This is a genomic window from Streptomyces sp. 2114.4 (genome assembly GCF_900187385.1).
In the GTDB taxonomy this organism is placed as follows: domain Bacteria; phylum Actinomycetota; class Actinomycetes; order Streptomycetales; family Streptomycetaceae; genus Streptomyces; species Streptomyces mooreae.
Genome location: NZ_FYEY01000001.1, coordinates 2,694,313 through 2,708,018 on the forward strand (window position 1 = coordinate 2,694,313; position 13,706 = coordinate 2,708,018).

The 13,706-nt window shown below is 72.0% G+C and carries 11 protein-coding genes; 5 read left to right on the forward strand and 6 right to left on the reverse strand.

What is annotated here, in order from left to right; all coding sequences use genetic code 11:
- Window positions 1-67: 67 nt before the first annotated feature.
- From CFW40_RS11675 to iolC, 6 genes are all read right to left on the reverse strand, one after another.
- Window positions 68-1,237: a hypothetical protein gene (locus tag CFW40_RS11675; RefSeq protein ID WP_256331505.1), complete on the reverse strand. Its 1,170-nt coding sequence runs from the start codon at window positions 1,235-1,237 to the stop codon at window positions 68-70.
- A gap of 105 nt (window positions 1,238-1,342) precedes the next feature.
- On the reverse strand, window positions 1,343-2,836 hold the full coding sequence (locus CFW40_RS11680) for a CoA-acylating methylmalonate-semialdehyde dehydrogenase (RefSeq protein ID WP_088797725.1): 1,494 nt from the start codon (window positions 2,834-2,836) through the stop codon (window positions 1,343-1,345).
- A 37-nt stretch (window positions 2,837-2,873) separates the two neighbouring features.
- Entirely contained in the window at window positions 2,874-4,790 is a 1,917-nt protein-coding gene (gene iolD / locus CFW40_RS11685) for a 3D-(3,5/4)-trihydroxycyclohexane-1,2-dione acylhydrolase (decyclizing) (RefSeq protein WP_088797726.1), read from the reverse strand.
- The gene (gene iolB / locus CFW40_RS11690; RefSeq protein WP_088797727.1) at window positions 4,787-5,743 is read right to left on the reverse strand and encodes a 5-deoxy-glucuronate isomerase; all 957 of its coding nucleotides are present in this window, start codon (window positions 5,741-5,743) and stop codon (window positions 4,787-4,789) included. Before iolB ends, iolD begins: the two co-directional genes overlap by 4 nt.
- A 107-nt stretch (window positions 5,744-5,850) precedes the next feature.
- Window positions 5,851-6,738 (reverse strand): deoxyribose-phosphate aldolase, encoded by an 888-nt coding sequence (locus tag CFW40_RS11695; RefSeq protein ID WP_088797728.1) that lies wholly within the window; start codon window positions 6,736-6,738, stop codon window positions 5,851-5,853.
- Window positions 6,739-6,901: 163 nt separating this feature from the next.
- Entirely contained in the window at window positions 6,902-7,894 is a 993-nt protein-coding gene (gene iolC, locus CFW40_RS11700; RefSeq protein WP_088797729.1) for a 5-dehydro-2-deoxygluconokinase, read from the reverse strand.
- A gap of 521 nt (window positions 7,895-8,415) precedes the next feature.
- Between iolC and CFW40_RS11705 the strand changes: the two genes are divergently transcribed.
- The 5 genes from CFW40_RS11705 to CFW40_RS11725 all read left to right on the forward strand — a co-directional run bounded on the left by CFW40_RS11705 (window position 8,416) and on the right by CFW40_RS11725 (window position 13,703).
- Entirely contained in the window at window positions 8,416-9,336 is a 921-nt protein-coding gene (locus CFW40_RS11705; protein ID WP_088797730.1) for a sugar phosphate isomerase/epimerase, read from the forward strand.
- A 349-nt stretch (window positions 9,337-9,685) separates the two neighbouring features.
- Window positions 9,686-10,705, forward strand: coding sequence for a Gfo/Idh/MocA family protein (locus CFW40_RS11710; protein WP_088797731.1), 1,020 nt, complete (start codon window positions 9,686-9,688; stop codon window positions 10,703-10,705).
- Window positions 10,706-10,956: 251 nt separating this feature from the next.
- A complete protein-coding gene (locus tag CFW40_RS11715) occupies window positions 10,957-12,480 on the forward strand; it encodes a sugar porter family MFS transporter (protein WP_256331794.1) in 1,524 nt (507 codons plus the stop codon).
- Between the two features lie 102 nt (window positions 12,481-12,582).
- A complete protein-coding gene (locus tag CFW40_RS11720) occupies window positions 12,583-12,948 on the forward strand; it encodes a peptidoglycan-binding protein (protein WP_176956520.1) in 366 nt (121 codons plus the stop codon).
- A gap of 560 nt (window positions 12,949-13,508) precedes the next feature.
- Complete coding sequence (locus tag CFW40_RS11725) at window positions 13,509-13,703, forward strand: AlpA family transcriptional regulator (RefSeq protein WP_086721239.1); 195 nt, start codon at window positions 13,509-13,511, stop codon at window positions 13,701-13,703.
- Window positions 13,704-13,706: the final 3 nt, after the last annotated feature.

A 13,706-nucleotide genomic window follows, 5' to 3' on the forward strand; every position in this document is an offset into this window, starting at 1 on the left:
CGCGGCTGCGGTACGGGGACCGCGGCCCGTGGCTGCGGCCCCGTGGAACAGGGGCGCCGCACGCCCGTCAGTACTGCGGCGGCCCGAACCCGCCCTGCGCGGGCGGCGGGGTGCCCGGCGGCATCGGCGGGGCACCGGGCGGCGCCGGCGACGGGCCGCTGACCGGGGGCACCGGGCCGGCGGGCGGCTGCCAGGCCGGCGGGCCCGGCGGCGGGGCCTGCGGACCGGCCGACGGTGCGGGCCGGCCGCCCGGCGCCGCGAAACCCGGCGCGGCGAACTGCGGGCCCGGCGCCGGCGCGAACCAGGCGGGGGCGACCGGCTCACCGCGGACCGTCAAGGCGAGCAGCGCCGCCGAGCCGAACAGGTCGAGCAGCAGCCCGATGTCACCGATGACGCTCAGGCCCGGCGTGGAGTCGCTCATCTCGAAGAGGGTGCCGTGGCCGGCCAGCGCGATCACCGTCACCAGGGCGCCGGGCAGCGCCACGACCGCCAGCCCGAAGGCCAGCCCGCGGGCCGCCGGGCCGCGCATCAGGCTGCTCAGCATGGCCACCGCGGTCAGTACGAGGAAGACCAGGGCGGACCAGCCGGGAGCCATGCTCAGCAGCGCGCTGAGGATGCCCTTGCCCAGGTAGAACACGGGGAGGGATGCGGCGTCGCTCTGCACCAGGATGTAGCCCTGCCAGACCAGGTTCCACAGCACCATCACGCCGAGCAGCAGACCGGCCGCCAGGCCGGCCGTCCGCGCCGGGCGCTTCGGCGGGTCCGTGGGGGTACGGCGCGGCCAGGAGCGCATACCGGCGAGCAGCACGACGCAGGCGGCGAAGGACAGCAGGAACAGGCACGCGCTGCTGAGGAAGACGCCTTCGAAAGGCGCGGTGTCGATGTCGGCGTGCAGGTACCAGCGGTTGTCGCTGGTGTGGAGGCCGGTGCTGAAGGTGGCCTGCGTCGCGGTGGCGAAGGTGACGGTGGTGGCGACGGCCAGCAGTCCGCCGGCCACCCGCCGCCCGGCGAAGGCCGCGAGCGCCGCCGCCAACTGGACCGCGGCGAGGCCGACATGGAAGGGGGTGGTGGCCTGGTTCAGGCCGGCACGTTGACGGGCCCAGGCCTCCCAGAGGCCGCCGAGGCCGAACTCGCCGGCGTCCGCGGCCAGCCAGTAGGCCGTGAACAGGAAGAACAACAGGCAGAAAACTCCGCCGGTGATACGGGCGCCCTTGGCGAGCGCCATGGATTGCGGCATTTCGTCCCCCGGTTGTGTCGATGCGCGGCGAGGGAGCACCGTAGCAACGCCGAGATGACGGACCCCCTGCCGGTACGGCCGGCAGGGGGTCCGTCGGAACGTCCCTCAGTGGTTGCTGGGGAAGCCCAGGTTGATACCGCCGTCGGACGGGTCGGGCCAGCGGGTGGTGACGACCTTGCCGCGGGTGTAGAAGTGCACCCCGTCGTTGCCGTAGATGTGGTGGTCGCCGAAGAGCGAGTCCTTCCAGCCGCCGAAGGAGTGGTAGCCCACCGGCACCGGGATCGGCACGTTCACGCCGACCATGCCGGCCTCGACCTCCATCTGGAAGCGGCGGGCCGCGCCGCCGTCCCGGGTGAAGATCGCGGTGCCGTTGCCCCACGGCGAGTTGTTCATCAGCGCGATGGCCTCGTCGTAGGTCTCGACGCGGACCACGGACAGCACCGGGCCGAAGATCTCGTCACGGTAGGCGTCCATCTCGGGCGTGACGTGGTCCAGCAGGGACACCCCGATCCAGTGGCCGTCCTCGTAGCCCTCGACGGTGTAGCCGGTGCCGTCGATGACGACGTCCGCGCCCTGGGCCGCGGCGCCGGAGACGTACGAGGCGACCTTGTCGCGGTGAACCTTGGTGATCAGCGGGCCCATCTCGGAGGCCGGGTCGTCGCCGGGGCCGATCCGCAACTTGTCCGCGCGCTCCTTGATCTTGCCGATCAGCGGGTCCGCGGTCTCGCCGACGGCCACCACGACGGAGATCGCCATGCAGCGCTCGCCGGCCGAGCCGTACGCCGCGTTGATCGCGGAGTCGGCGGCCAGGTCGAGGTCGGCGTCCGGCAGGACCAGCATGTGGTTCTTGGCGCCGCCCAGCGCCTGGACGCGCTTGCCGTTGGCGGTGCCGGTGGTGTGGATGTAGCGGGCGATGGGGGTGGAGCCGACGAAGGAGACCGCGGCGATGTCCGGGTGCTCCAGGATGGCGTCGACGGCCACCTTGTCGCCGTGGACGACATTCAGCACCCCGTCGGGCAGCCCCGCCTCGGCGGCCAGCTCGGCGAGCTTGAACGCGGCGCTGGGCACCTTCTCGCTCGGCTTGAGGACGAAGGTGTTACCGCAGGCGATGGCCAGCGGGAACATCCACATCGGCACCATCGCCGGGAAGTTGAACGGCGTGATGCCGGCGACCACGCCGAGCGACTGGCGGATCGCCGCCACGTCCACCCGGGTGGAGACCTGCGTGGACAGCTCGCCCTTCAGCTTCTCGGGGATGCCGCAGGCCAGCTCGATGATCTCCAGACCGCGGGCGACCTCGCCGAGCGCGTCGGAGTGCACCTTGCCGTGCTCGGCGGTGATCAGCCGGGCGATCTCCTCGCGGTGCGCGTCGACCAGCTCGCGGTACTTGAACAGCACCGAAGTGCGCTTGGCCAGGGAGCTGCTGCCCCAGGTCCGGAAAGCTTCCTTGGCCGCGCGCACCGCGGCGTCGACCTCGTCGGCCGAGGCGAAGGCGACCTGCTTCTCCTGGGCTCCGGTGGCCGGGTTGTAGACCGGGCCGAAGTTGCCGGAGACGCCCTCGACGGGCTTACCGCCGATCCAGTGGCTGAGGGTCTTCATGCGGAGGGCCTTTCTGGGTGACGACTTCGAGCGGGAGTCAGAGGTGGCGGCGGCGCCCGGCGGTGTGCCGGTCGTACGCCTCCCGGGCAGCCACCGCCGCCGGACGTGTCGCGGTCTCGGCAACAGGCACATCCCACCAGGCCTGAGCCTCGGGCGCGCCCGGCACAGTGTCAGCCGTTTCGGTCTCGACATAGACACATGTGGGCCGGTTCGCGCCCCGCGCCTCGGCCAGCGCGGCACGCAGCTCACCGACGGTGGCCGCCCGCAGCACCTGCATGCCCAGCGACGCGGCATTGGCCGCGAGATCGACCGGCAGCGGCGCACCGGTGTACGTGCCGTCCGCGGCGCGGAAGCGGTAGTCGGTGCCGAAGCGCTCACCGCCGGTGGCCTGGGACAGCCCGCCGATCGAGGCATAGCCGTGGTTCTGGACGAGGACGACGTTGATGTGGATGCCCTCCTGGACCGCGGTGACCAGTTCGGTGGGGTTCATCAGATACGTACCGTCGCCGACCAGCGCCCACACCGGCCGGTCGGGGGCGGCGAGCCGGACGCCGATCGCGGCCGGGATCTCATAGCCCATGCAGGAGTAGCCGTACTCCAGGTGGTACTGCCTGCGGGACCGGGCACGCCAGAGTTTGTGCAGGTCACCGGGGAGGGAACCGGCCGCGTTGATGATCACGTCGGTGTCGTCGACCACGGCGTCCAGCGCGCCCAGCACCTGGGTCTGCGAGGGCCGCACCGACGGGTCGGCGGCCCCGTACGCGGCGTCCACCCGCCGCTCCCAGCCGGCCTTCGCCTCCCGGTAGGCGGCCTCGTACTCCGCGTCGACCCGCTCGCCGGACAGCTCCTTCGCCAGCGCCTCCAGACCGGCGCGGGCGTCGGCGACCAGGGAGAGCCCGCCGAGCTTGTGGGCGTCGAAGGACGCGATGTTGAGGTTGACGAAGCGGACACCGGGCGCGGCGAACAGGGTCGACGAGGCGGTGGTGAAGTCGGTGTAACGGGTGCCGACGCCGAGGACCACGTCGGCCTCGCGGGCGAGGGCGTCGGCGGTGGCGGTGCCGGTGTGGCCGATGCCGCCCACGTCGGCGGGGTGGTCGTGGCGCAGCGAACCCTTGCCGGCCTGGGTGGACGCGACCGGGATGCCGGTGGCGTCGGCGAACGCGCACAGCGCGTCCTCGGCCTCGCTGTGGTGGACCCCGCCGCCCGCGATGACCAAGGGCCGGCGGGCGCCGCGCAGGGCCCGTACGGCCTCGGCGAGGGCGTCGGCGTCGGGGGCGGGCCTCGGGACGCGCCACACCCGGTCGGCGAAGAACTCCTCCGGCCAGTCGTACGCCTCGGCCTGCACGTCCTGCGGCAGCGCGAGGGTGACGGCGCCGGTGTCGACGGGGTCGGCGAGCACCCGCATGGCCTGCAGGGCCGCGGGGATCAGCGCCTCGGGCCGGGTGACCCGGTCGAAGTAGCGGGAGACCGGGCGCAGCGCGTCATTGACCGAGACATCACCGGCAAAGGGCACTTCGAGCTGCTGGAGGACGGGGTCGGCGGGCCGGGTGGCGAAGATGTCGCCGGGCAGCAGCAGGACCGGGAGGCGGTTGACGGTGGCGAGCGCGGCGCCGGTGACGAGGTTGGTGGCGCCGGGGCCGATGGAGGTGGTGACGGCCTGCGCGCCGAGCCGGTCGCGCTGCCGGGCGTAGCCGACCGCGGCATGCACCATGGCCTGCTCGTTGCGGCCCTGGAGGTACGGCAGCACCGGGGGTCCGGGGGTTGTCCCCTGGTGGGACGCAGCCCCCGATTCCAGCAGCGCCTGCCCGAGGCCGGCGACATTGCCGTGGCCGAAGATGCCCCAGCAGGCGTTGATCAGGCGGTGCCGGCGGCCGTCCCGCTCGGTGTACTGGTGGGCCAGGAACTCGACCAGGGCCTGCGCGACCGTCAGCCGGCGGGTCGTCGGAGCGTTCATCGGGCGTCTCCTGTGGGCGCTTCGTAGAGGGGGAGGCGGGGGTCGACGGGCTGAGCGGGCCAGGTGGAGCGGATCCAGCCGTGGTCGGGGTGATCGCAGATCAGCCACTCACGGGTCTCGCCGGGCCCGGCCATCACATTGAGGTAGTACAGAGCGTGGCCGGGCGCCGCGATCGACGGACCGTGCCAGCCGTCGGGGATCAGGACCGCGTCACCGCTGCGGACCTCGGCCAGCACGTCGGTGCCGCGGCCGTGCCCCGAGGGGGTGACGCGCTGGTAGCCGACGCCTTCGGTGCCGTGCGCGGACTCGACCTCGAAGTAGTAGATCTCCTCCAGCTCGGACTCCTCGCCGGGGCGGCACTCGTCGTGCTTGTGCGGCGGGTAGGAGGACCAGTTGCCGCCGGGGGTGAGCACTTCCACCGCGATGAGCCGGTCGCACTCGAAGGTGCCCGCGGCGCCGAAGTTGTTGACCTGGCGGGAGCAGTTGCCGGTGCCGCGCAGCTCGACGGGGACGTCACAGGCCGCACCGTAGCGGGCGGGCAGACGGCGCTCGCAGCGGGCGCCGGTGAGCGCGAAACGGCCGCCGGCGCCGCTCGCGATCTGCACATGGGCGTCACGCGGTACGTACGCGAAATCGGTGACCCCGCTGAACACGCTCTCCCGGCCGGTCAGTTCGAACATCTCACCGGTCTTACCGGCCTCACCGGTCTTGCTGGTCTCACCGGCCTTGCCGGCCTCACCGGTCTCACCGCTGTCGGTCAGCACCGTGCAGCCTCCGGACAGCGGCAGCACGATCCATTCGCTGTCACCGGTGGCGAAGGAGTGGTGGCCACCGGGCGGCAGGTCGAGGACGCGCAGCGAGGAGTAGCCCCAGCCCGCCCGCTTCGGATCGATGTCCAGCGCATACGGGCCGTCGGCCGCCGCTGTGGCCTTCAGGTGGAATTCAGTGCTCATGTATCGAGTCTCCTGCGGAAATCGCGGTGTTCACAGCAGGCCTCCGGTGGTGTCCACGGTCTTCACCGTTGGCCCACGGCGGTGGTCACCTCCGGCCGGCGGGGTGGTCACAGCAGGCCCACGGCGGTGTCCACGGCCGCCGCGACATCGCCGTCGGCCGGGTAGAGCAGGGAGCGGCCGACGACCAGGCCCTGCACCGTCGGCAGCCGCAGCGCCTTGCGCCACTTCTCGTAGGCGGCTTCCTGGTCCTGGACGGTGCTGCCGATGTCGCCGCCGAGCAGCACCGTCGGCAGCGTGGTGGTCTCGCAGACCCGGGCCATGGCGTCGGGGTCGTCGGTGACCGGCAGCTTCAGCCAGGTGTAGGCGGAGGTGCCGCCGAGGCCGGAGGCGATGGCCACCGAGCGGGTGACGGCCTCGGCGCTGAGGTCGTTGCGGACCGCGCCTTCTCTCCGGGAGGAGAGGAACGGCTCCACGAAGACGGGAAGTTGCCGCTCGGCCATCGCGTCGATGGCACGGGCCGTGGTCTCCAGGGTGGTCAGCGAACCGGGGTCGCTGTAGTCGATGCGCAGCAGCAGTTTGCCGGCGTCGAAGCGGAGCCGGGCGAGATCCTGGGGGCGGTGCCCGGTGAACCGGTCGTCCATCTCGAAGGCGGCACCCGCGATACCGCCGCGGTTCATCGAGCCCATCACGACCTTCCCCTCGAGGGCCCCGATCAGCAGCAGGTCCTCCAGGATGTCGGCGGTGGCGAGCACCCCGTCCACACCGGGCCGGGACAGCGCAAGGACCAGGCGTTCGAGCAGATCGAGGCGGTTGGCCATGGCGAGCTGCCGGTCTCCGACCGCGAGCGCGCCGCGGGCCGGGTGATCGGCCGCGACGATCATCAGCCGGCCGCTGTCGCCGATGAGCGGGCGACGGGTGCGGCGGGCGGCGGCCTCCGCGACGGCTTCGGGGTGCCGGGCCCGCAGCGTCGCGAGGTCACTGATCCGAGGGTTCAAGGCTCAACTCACCTTCTTGAGTGCACAGGTGGGGCGGGGACGGCTGCGGGGGCGACCCCGGGGCGACGGAGGTGGGCGGTCCCGGGGCGACGGGGTGGTCGTCGACGGGGCGGCGGGGTGGGTGCGGCCGCAGGGGTGACAGGGACGAATGCGGCCACAGGGGTCACCGCCCCGCGAGGAACGCGTCGACCTCGTCGGCCGTGGGCATCGCAGACGAACAGGCGAGACGGGAGGCGACGATCGCGCCGGCGGCGTTGGCGTAGCGCATCATCGGCTCCAGGTCCCACCCGGCCAGGAGGCCGTGGCAGAGCGAGCCGCCGAAGGAGTCGCCGGCGCCGAGGCCGTTGACGACCTCGACGGGGGTCGGCGGGACCTCGGCGATGCGGCCGTCCCGGTGCACGGCGAGCACGCCCTTGGGGCCCTGCTTGATGACGGCGAGCTCGACACCCATGTCCAGCAGCGCCTGGGCGCAGGCCTGGGGATCGCGCAGTCCGGTGGCGACCTCGGCCTCGTCGACATTGCCGACCGCCACCGTGGCGTACCGCAGGGCGGCTTCGTAATACGGGCGGGCGGCGGCCATGGCTGCGGCGCCGCTCGCGCCGCCGTCCCCGGAGGCACCGCCCTCGCCGCCCCAGAACATCGGCCGCCAGTCGAGGTCGAACACGGTGGTCCCCGTCCTGGCGCGGGCCTCCAGCGCGGCGAGGGTGGCACTGCGGCTGGGCTCCTCGCACAGCCCCGTGCCGGTGACCCAGAAGATCCGGGCGCCCACGATCGCGTCCTGGTCCAGTTCCTCGGGGCGGATGACCAGATCGGGGGCCTTGGGGCGGCGGTAGAAGTAGAGCGGAAAGTCGTCCGGCGGGAAGATCTCGCAGAAGGTGACCGGCGTCGGATAGGCGTCGACGGGGGTCACCCAGCGGTCGTCCACACCGAAGTCGCGCAGCGCCTGGTGGACGTAGTCGCCGAACGGGTCACTTCCGGTGCGGCTGATGACCGCACTTAGCCGGCCGAGCCGGGCCGCGGCGACCGCCACATTGGTGGCCGAGCCACCGAGGAACTTCCCGAACGTCTCCACCTGCGCCAGCGGCACACCGGTCTGCAGCGGGTAGATGTCGACTCCGATGCGGCCCATGGTGATCAGGTCGTACGGCTCGGTCATGTGCGCCCCTTCGGGTCGGCCGGCGCGGCGGATTCGGCGGGTTCGGCTCTGAGGAAAGGTCTAACGGGGAGAGTCAGACCCTGTCAACACTTTGTCCTTACATACTGACGTTGAAGGGAGTTGTCGAGGCCGGGGCGCCGAAGGGGAGTGCCGGGCCCAATGAGCGGAGGCCCGACCCACCCGGAACACTCCCCGAGGCAATCCGGGAGGCAATCCGGAGCGCCGCGGAGGGGCGCCGCGGAGCGCCAATCGGAGCACCGCGGAGGAGCACCGCGGAGGAGCGCCACGGAGCGCCAATCGGAGCGCCGCGGAGCGCCGAACGAGGCACCGCGCACCACCAAACGAGGCGCGCGCAGCACCAACCGGGGCGCCACGGGAATACTCACCGGAGCCATCAAAGTCCTTAAGTCCTAATGTCAGGACGAAGTCTTGACACTCCCCGGGGCGACAGAGAGGCTGTGCCCCACGACCCACCCCAGCGCCTCCCGGTCACCGTCGACCGGCGAGAGGAGAGCCGCAGCATGTCCGTTCCCCATGCCGCCCCGCCCGTCCTGGACCGCCTTCGCGTCGGTTCCGCACCCGACTCCTGGGGAGTCTGGTTCCCCGACGACGACCACCAGGTGCCCTGGCAGCGTTTCCTGGACGAGGTCGCCGAAGCCGGCTACGAGTGGATCGAGCTCGGCCCGTACGGCTACCTGCCCACCGACCCCGCCGTCCTGCGCGACGAGATCACCCGCCGCAGCCTGCAGGTCTCGGCCGGCACGATCTTCACCTCGCTGCACCACGGCCCGTCCGTATGGGACAAGACCTGGGCGCACGTCTCCGAGGTCGCCACCCTCACCCAGGCGATGGGCGCGGGACACCTCGTCGTCATCCCGTCCTTCTGGCGGGACGACAAGACCGCCGAGGAGATCGAGCCGCGCGAGCTGACCGCGGAGCAGTGGAAGCACCTGACCACCGGCATGGAGCGGCTGGGCAAGCGCGTACGGGACGAGTTCGGGCTGGACATCGTCGTCCACCCGCACGCCGACACCCACATCGACACCGAGGAACACGTCGAGCGGTTCCTGCACGCCACCGACTCCGGCCTGGTCAACCTCTGCCTGGACACCGGCCACTACGCCTACTGCGGCGGCGACAGCGTCAAGCTGATCCGCACCTACGGCGAGCGGATCGGCTACCTCCACCTCAAGCAGGTCGACCCGGACATCCTCGGCGAGGTCGTCGCCAACGGCACCCCGTTCGGCCCGGCCGTCAAGCAGGGCGTGATGTGCGAGCCGCCGCTCGGCGTGCCCGCCCTGCCGCCCGTCCTGCAGGCCGCCCAGGAGCTGGACGTCGACCTCTTCGCCATCGTCGAGCAGGACATGTACCCCTGCCCGCCCGACCAGCCGTTCCCCATCGCCGAGCGCACCCGCCGCTTCCTGCGCTCCTGCGGCGCCTGAACCACCCGCCGCAGCGGGGCCGTGCACCACCTCAAGACCGCACGCCACCCCGAGGCCCCCGAGGCCGCGCGCCACGCCCGAGGCCCCGCACCACGCCCCGAGGCCCCGCGCCACCCCAGGGCCGCACACCGCTTCAAGGCCGCACGCCGCCCGCAGGCCGCGCGCCGCCCGCAGGTCGGGCGGCTTGAGGCGTGCGCCCTGTAGAGGTAGGCCTCGTGCAGGTACGTCTCGCATGCGTATGCCGCACGACCGCCTCCTCACACCCCGGCAACGATTACGGAGAGTAATCAGTTCCCAGCGTACATCACACTCTGTAGCACGTAAGGAAACGTAAGGACTTGAGGACGACATGACTTCGCACGAAACGCTCGGCGTGGCGGTCATCGGCACCGGCCGGATGGGCGCCGACCACGTACGCCGGATCAATGAGGTGATCAGCGGTGCCCGAGTGGCGGCCGTGGTCGACATCGACGCGGACCGCATCAAGCACCTCGCCGACGGCATCGACGGGTGCACCCCCTATACCGACCTGGCCGCCGCCATGGACGACCCCGCGGTGGACGCCGTACTGATCGCCTCGCCCGGACCCGCGCACGAGGCGACGCTGCTGGAAACCTTCGCGCGCGATCTGCCCGTGCTGTGCGAGAAGCCGCTGACGCCGGACGCGGCCTCCGCGCTGCGCGTCCTGGAGGCCGAGCAGGCGCTGGGGCACCGCCGCGTCCAGGTCGGCTTCATGCGCCGCTACGACGCCGACTACCGCACCCTCAAGTCCCTTCTGGAGCAGGGCACTTACGGTCGCCCGCTGATGCTCCACAACAAGCACCGCAACGCCGACACCCTGCCCGGCTTCACCAACGCGATGATGATCAACGACTCGGTGGTGCATGAGATCGATGTGACCCGCTGGCTCCTGGAGGAGGAGATCACCGCGGTCCGGGTGCTGCGCCCGGCGCCCACCGGCAACGCGCCGGAAGGCCTCAGCGACCCGCAGCTGGTCCTCTTCGAGACCGCGGGCGGCCAGGTCGTGGACACCGAAATCTTCGTCAACTGCGGTTTCGGCTACCAGGTCAGCTGCGAGGCGGTCTGCGAGGGCGGCACCGCCAGGATCGGCGACGACCACGGAGTGTTCAGCAACACCTCGGGCCACTGGGGTGGCACCATCCCCCCTGGTTTCGTGGAGCGCTTCGAGGAGGCCTACGACCGGCAGGTGCAGCGCTGGGTGAACGCCACCCGGCGCGGCGAGGTCGAGGGCCCCAGCTGCTGGGACGGCTACGCCGCGGCCGCCGTGTGCGAGGCGGGCGTACGGGCCCAGACCACCGGCGAGCGGGTGACCGTCGACCTGATCGAGCGGCCGTCGCTGTATCGCTAGTGGCCGGCGCCGTACCGCCATCCCCACTGAAGGCCCCGCACCACCGAAAGGCCCCCCGCCACCGAAAGGCCCCGCACCATGTACGTCGCCCCTGACGCCGACCCGCTCCGCACCGGCCTCATACCCCTGTGCCCCTCGCCGGCCCGCCCCTCTCCGGCCCGGCCGACACCGACACCGGCCCGGATTCCGACCCCGGCCCTGACCACGGCCCCGGCCGCCGGGCGGGCCGGCACGGCGTACCGGAGCTGAGGATGGCCGCTCCGACCAGCCAGATGGCGCCCGCCAGCCCGCGCGAGAGTGTGCGGGCCCGCAGCGCCAAGCGCTTCATCGTCGGCATCGCTGCCATTGCCGCCCTCGGCGGCGCCCTGTTCGGCTACGACACCGGAGTGATCTCCGGCGCCCTCCCCTTCATGGAGAGCCATTTCGGCCTCACCTCTCTGGGCGAGGGCATCATCACCAGCGCGCTGCTGATCGGCGCGGCCTTCGGTTCGCTGATCGGCGGACGGATGGCCGATGCGCTGGGCCGGCGCAACTCCCTGCTGTGGGCGGGCTCCGTCTTCATCGGCGGTGCGCTGGCCGTCGCGCTCTCGCCGAGCGTTCCCTTCATGACCGTGGCGCGCTTCGTCCTCGGGCTCGCCGTCGGCAGCGCCTCCGTCATCACCCCGCTGTACCTGTCCGAGATCGCGCCCCCGCACATCCGCGGCCGGCTGGTCTCCTTCAATTCGCTGATGATCGTCAGCGGTCAGCTGCTCGCCTACCTCATCAATGCCGTTCTGGCGCAGTGGGCGGCCTGGCGCTGGATGCTGGGCCTCGCCGCGCTGCCCGCCGTGGCCCTGTTCGCCGGGCTGTTCTTCCTGCCCGACACGCCGCGCTGGTACATCAGCAAGGGCCGGCCCAACGAGGCGGGCCGGGTGCTGCACCGTACGCTGCCCGCCGAGGACGTACCCGCCGAACTGGCCCGTATCGATCAGGCCCGCGCCCTGGAGGCCGACGCCCGGCGCGGCGCCTGGCAGCAGCTGCGCACGCCATGGGTGCGGCGGCTGCTGCTGGTCGGGATCGGTCTGGCGGCCGTCCAGCAGATCACCGGGGTCAACGCCGTGGTCTACTTCGCGCCCAAGATCCTGGCGTCGACCGGTCTGGGCACCGGCGCCTCGATCACCGCCACCATCGCGATCGGCGCGATCTCCGTCCTGGCCACGGCCGTCGGGATGTCCTTGATCGACCGGGTCGGCCGGCGGCCCATGCTGCTTGCGGGGCTGGCCGGTATGGCCGTCTCGCTCGCCCTGCTCGGTGCCGCCTTCCGCCTGCCGCACTCCACCGCCGTCAGCGCCCTCGTGCTCGGCCTGATGGTTCTCTACATGGCGTTCATGCAGGCCACCCTCAACACCGGTGTCTGGCTGCTGCTCGCCGAGATGTTCCCGCTGAAGGTGCGCGGACTGGCCATGGGCGCCGCGGTGTTCATGATGTGGATGGTCAACTTCGGGGTCGCGCTGGCCTTCCCGCTCCTGCTCGACGCGGTCGGCGCGGGCACCACGTTCTGGTTCTTCGGCGTGATGTGTGTGCTGTCCCTGGTCTTCTGCAAGCGGTACGCACCGGAGACGAAGGGGCTGGCCCTGGAGGATCTGGAGCACGAGCTGCGCAGGGCGGCCACGAAGGCGGCACCGGGCAAGGAGAGCCCGAGCGGCAGCGCGGACAGCATCCCCGGCGGGAGCCCGAACGGAAGGCCCGGCGGCGGCCCGAACGGAAGGCCCGGCGGGAGTCCGGGCCGGAGCTGACGGCGGCGCGCACCAAGCGCTGAGGCATTGCCGGAACCGCGCACCGCTCCCCCGGCGTCAGAACGGGTGGAATCACATCCAACGGGGGAAACGGGGGAATTCGTGAATGCCCACACTCTCAGCCGAGCCGTCAGGCGCACGGCCGTCCTGGCCGCGACCGCGGGGCTGCTGACCGCCGGACTGCTCACCGGTCCGGCGTCCGCCGACAGTCCGGCGGCCGGCCGGCCCGGCCCGCTGGCCGCCTGCGCGTACTACAACGGAACCGCCCTCACCGTCTACGGTCAGCGCGGCGACCGCGTCTCGCAGGTGCAGTGCCTGCTGGCGAACCGCCGCTATCTCCGGTGGGGAGATGTGACCGGCTACTTCGGTCCCAAGACCCTGGCCGCGGTGAAGAAGTTCCAGTCCCGGCATCATCTGACCGCCAACGGCAAGGTCGACAAGAAGACCTGGCGGGCGCTCTACGCCTGATCGCCTGATCCGCCGCGCTCGGGGCCGGACAGCCTGACAGCGGGCTGTCCGGCCGGCCGGGCCGCTGCTGGTGTTCGTGTGGCGGGCCGGCTCCCCAGCTGGGGAGCCGGCCCGCCACACGCTGTTTCGCCCCGGGCCCCCGCCTCCGGCCTTGTCGCGCGGCCACCGCCACTCCGTCCCCCCGCCTTCCGGTCCGCCCCGACCCCGTCCGTTCCCCGCCTTCCGGGCCCTCCCGGCCCCGTTCCTGACCGCCCCGCGCTCGTTCCTGACCGCCCCGCCCCCATTCCGGTCCGGCCCCGCCCCCATTCCGGTCCGTCCCGCCCCCGTACCGGTCCGCCCCGCCCCCGTACCGGTCCGTCCCGCCCCCGTCACAGCCATCCGGCTCGCGTCACGGCTGTCACCGTTACTCGGGGCTTCCGTCACAGCCGATCAACAGCCCCTCCCTCATGGTTACTCGGTGTCGTTGTCCAGGCACAGGGTGAGTGATCACCAGGCCGTACGCAGCCCCCTGCCGGCCCTTCCGGGCCGACCCTGCGTACGGCGCTCAGGAGGTGGCAGAGATGACCGACCGCAAGCTCTGGTCGTACAAGGAGATCGCCGCGCACATCCAGGTGCAGCCGGACACCGTGCGCTCCTACCGCAAGCACGGGCTGCTGCCCGAACCGGATCTGGTGGAGGGCGGGAAACCGTACTGGTTCGCCGACACGGTCAGAGCGTGGGTGGCGCAGCGGCCGGGCCAGCGCGGCCGGCGCTGAGAG

Coding starts and splice junctions, on each gene's coding strand:
- iolB (WP_088797727.1), bottom strand. CDS start 5,743: ATGAGCACTGAATTCCACCTGAAGGCCACAGCGGCGGCCGACGGCCCG.
- CFW40_RS11710 (WP_088797731.1), top strand. CDS start 9,686: ATGACTTCGCACGAAACGCTCGGCGTGGCGGTCATCGGCACCGGCCGG.
- CFW40_RS11705 (WP_088797730.1), top strand. CDS start 8,416: ATGTCCGTTCCCCATGCCGCCCCGCCCGTCCTGGACCGCCTTCGCGTC.
- CFW40_RS11680 (WP_088797725.1), bottom strand. CDS start 2,836: ATGAAGACCCTCAGCCACTGGATCGGCGGTAAGCCCGTCGAGGGCGTC.
- CFW40_RS11675 (WP_256331505.1), bottom strand. CDS start 1,237: ATGCCGCAATCCATGGCGCTCGCCAAGGGCGCCCGTATCACCGGCGGA.
- CFW40_RS11725 (WP_086721239.1), top strand. CDS start 13,509: ATGACCGACCGCAAGCTCTGGTCGTACAAGGAGATCGCCGCGCACATC.
- CFW40_RS11715 (WP_256331794.1), top strand. CDS start 10,957: ATGGCCGCTCCGACCAGCCAGATGGCGCCCGCCAGCCCGCGCGAGAGT.
- iolC (WP_088797729.1), bottom strand. CDS start 7,894: ATGACCGAGCCGTACGACCTGATCACCATGGGCCGCATCGGAGTCGAC.
- iolD (WP_088797726.1), bottom strand. CDS start 4,790: ATGAACGCTCCGACGACCCGCCGGCTGACGGTCGCGCAGGCCCTGGTC.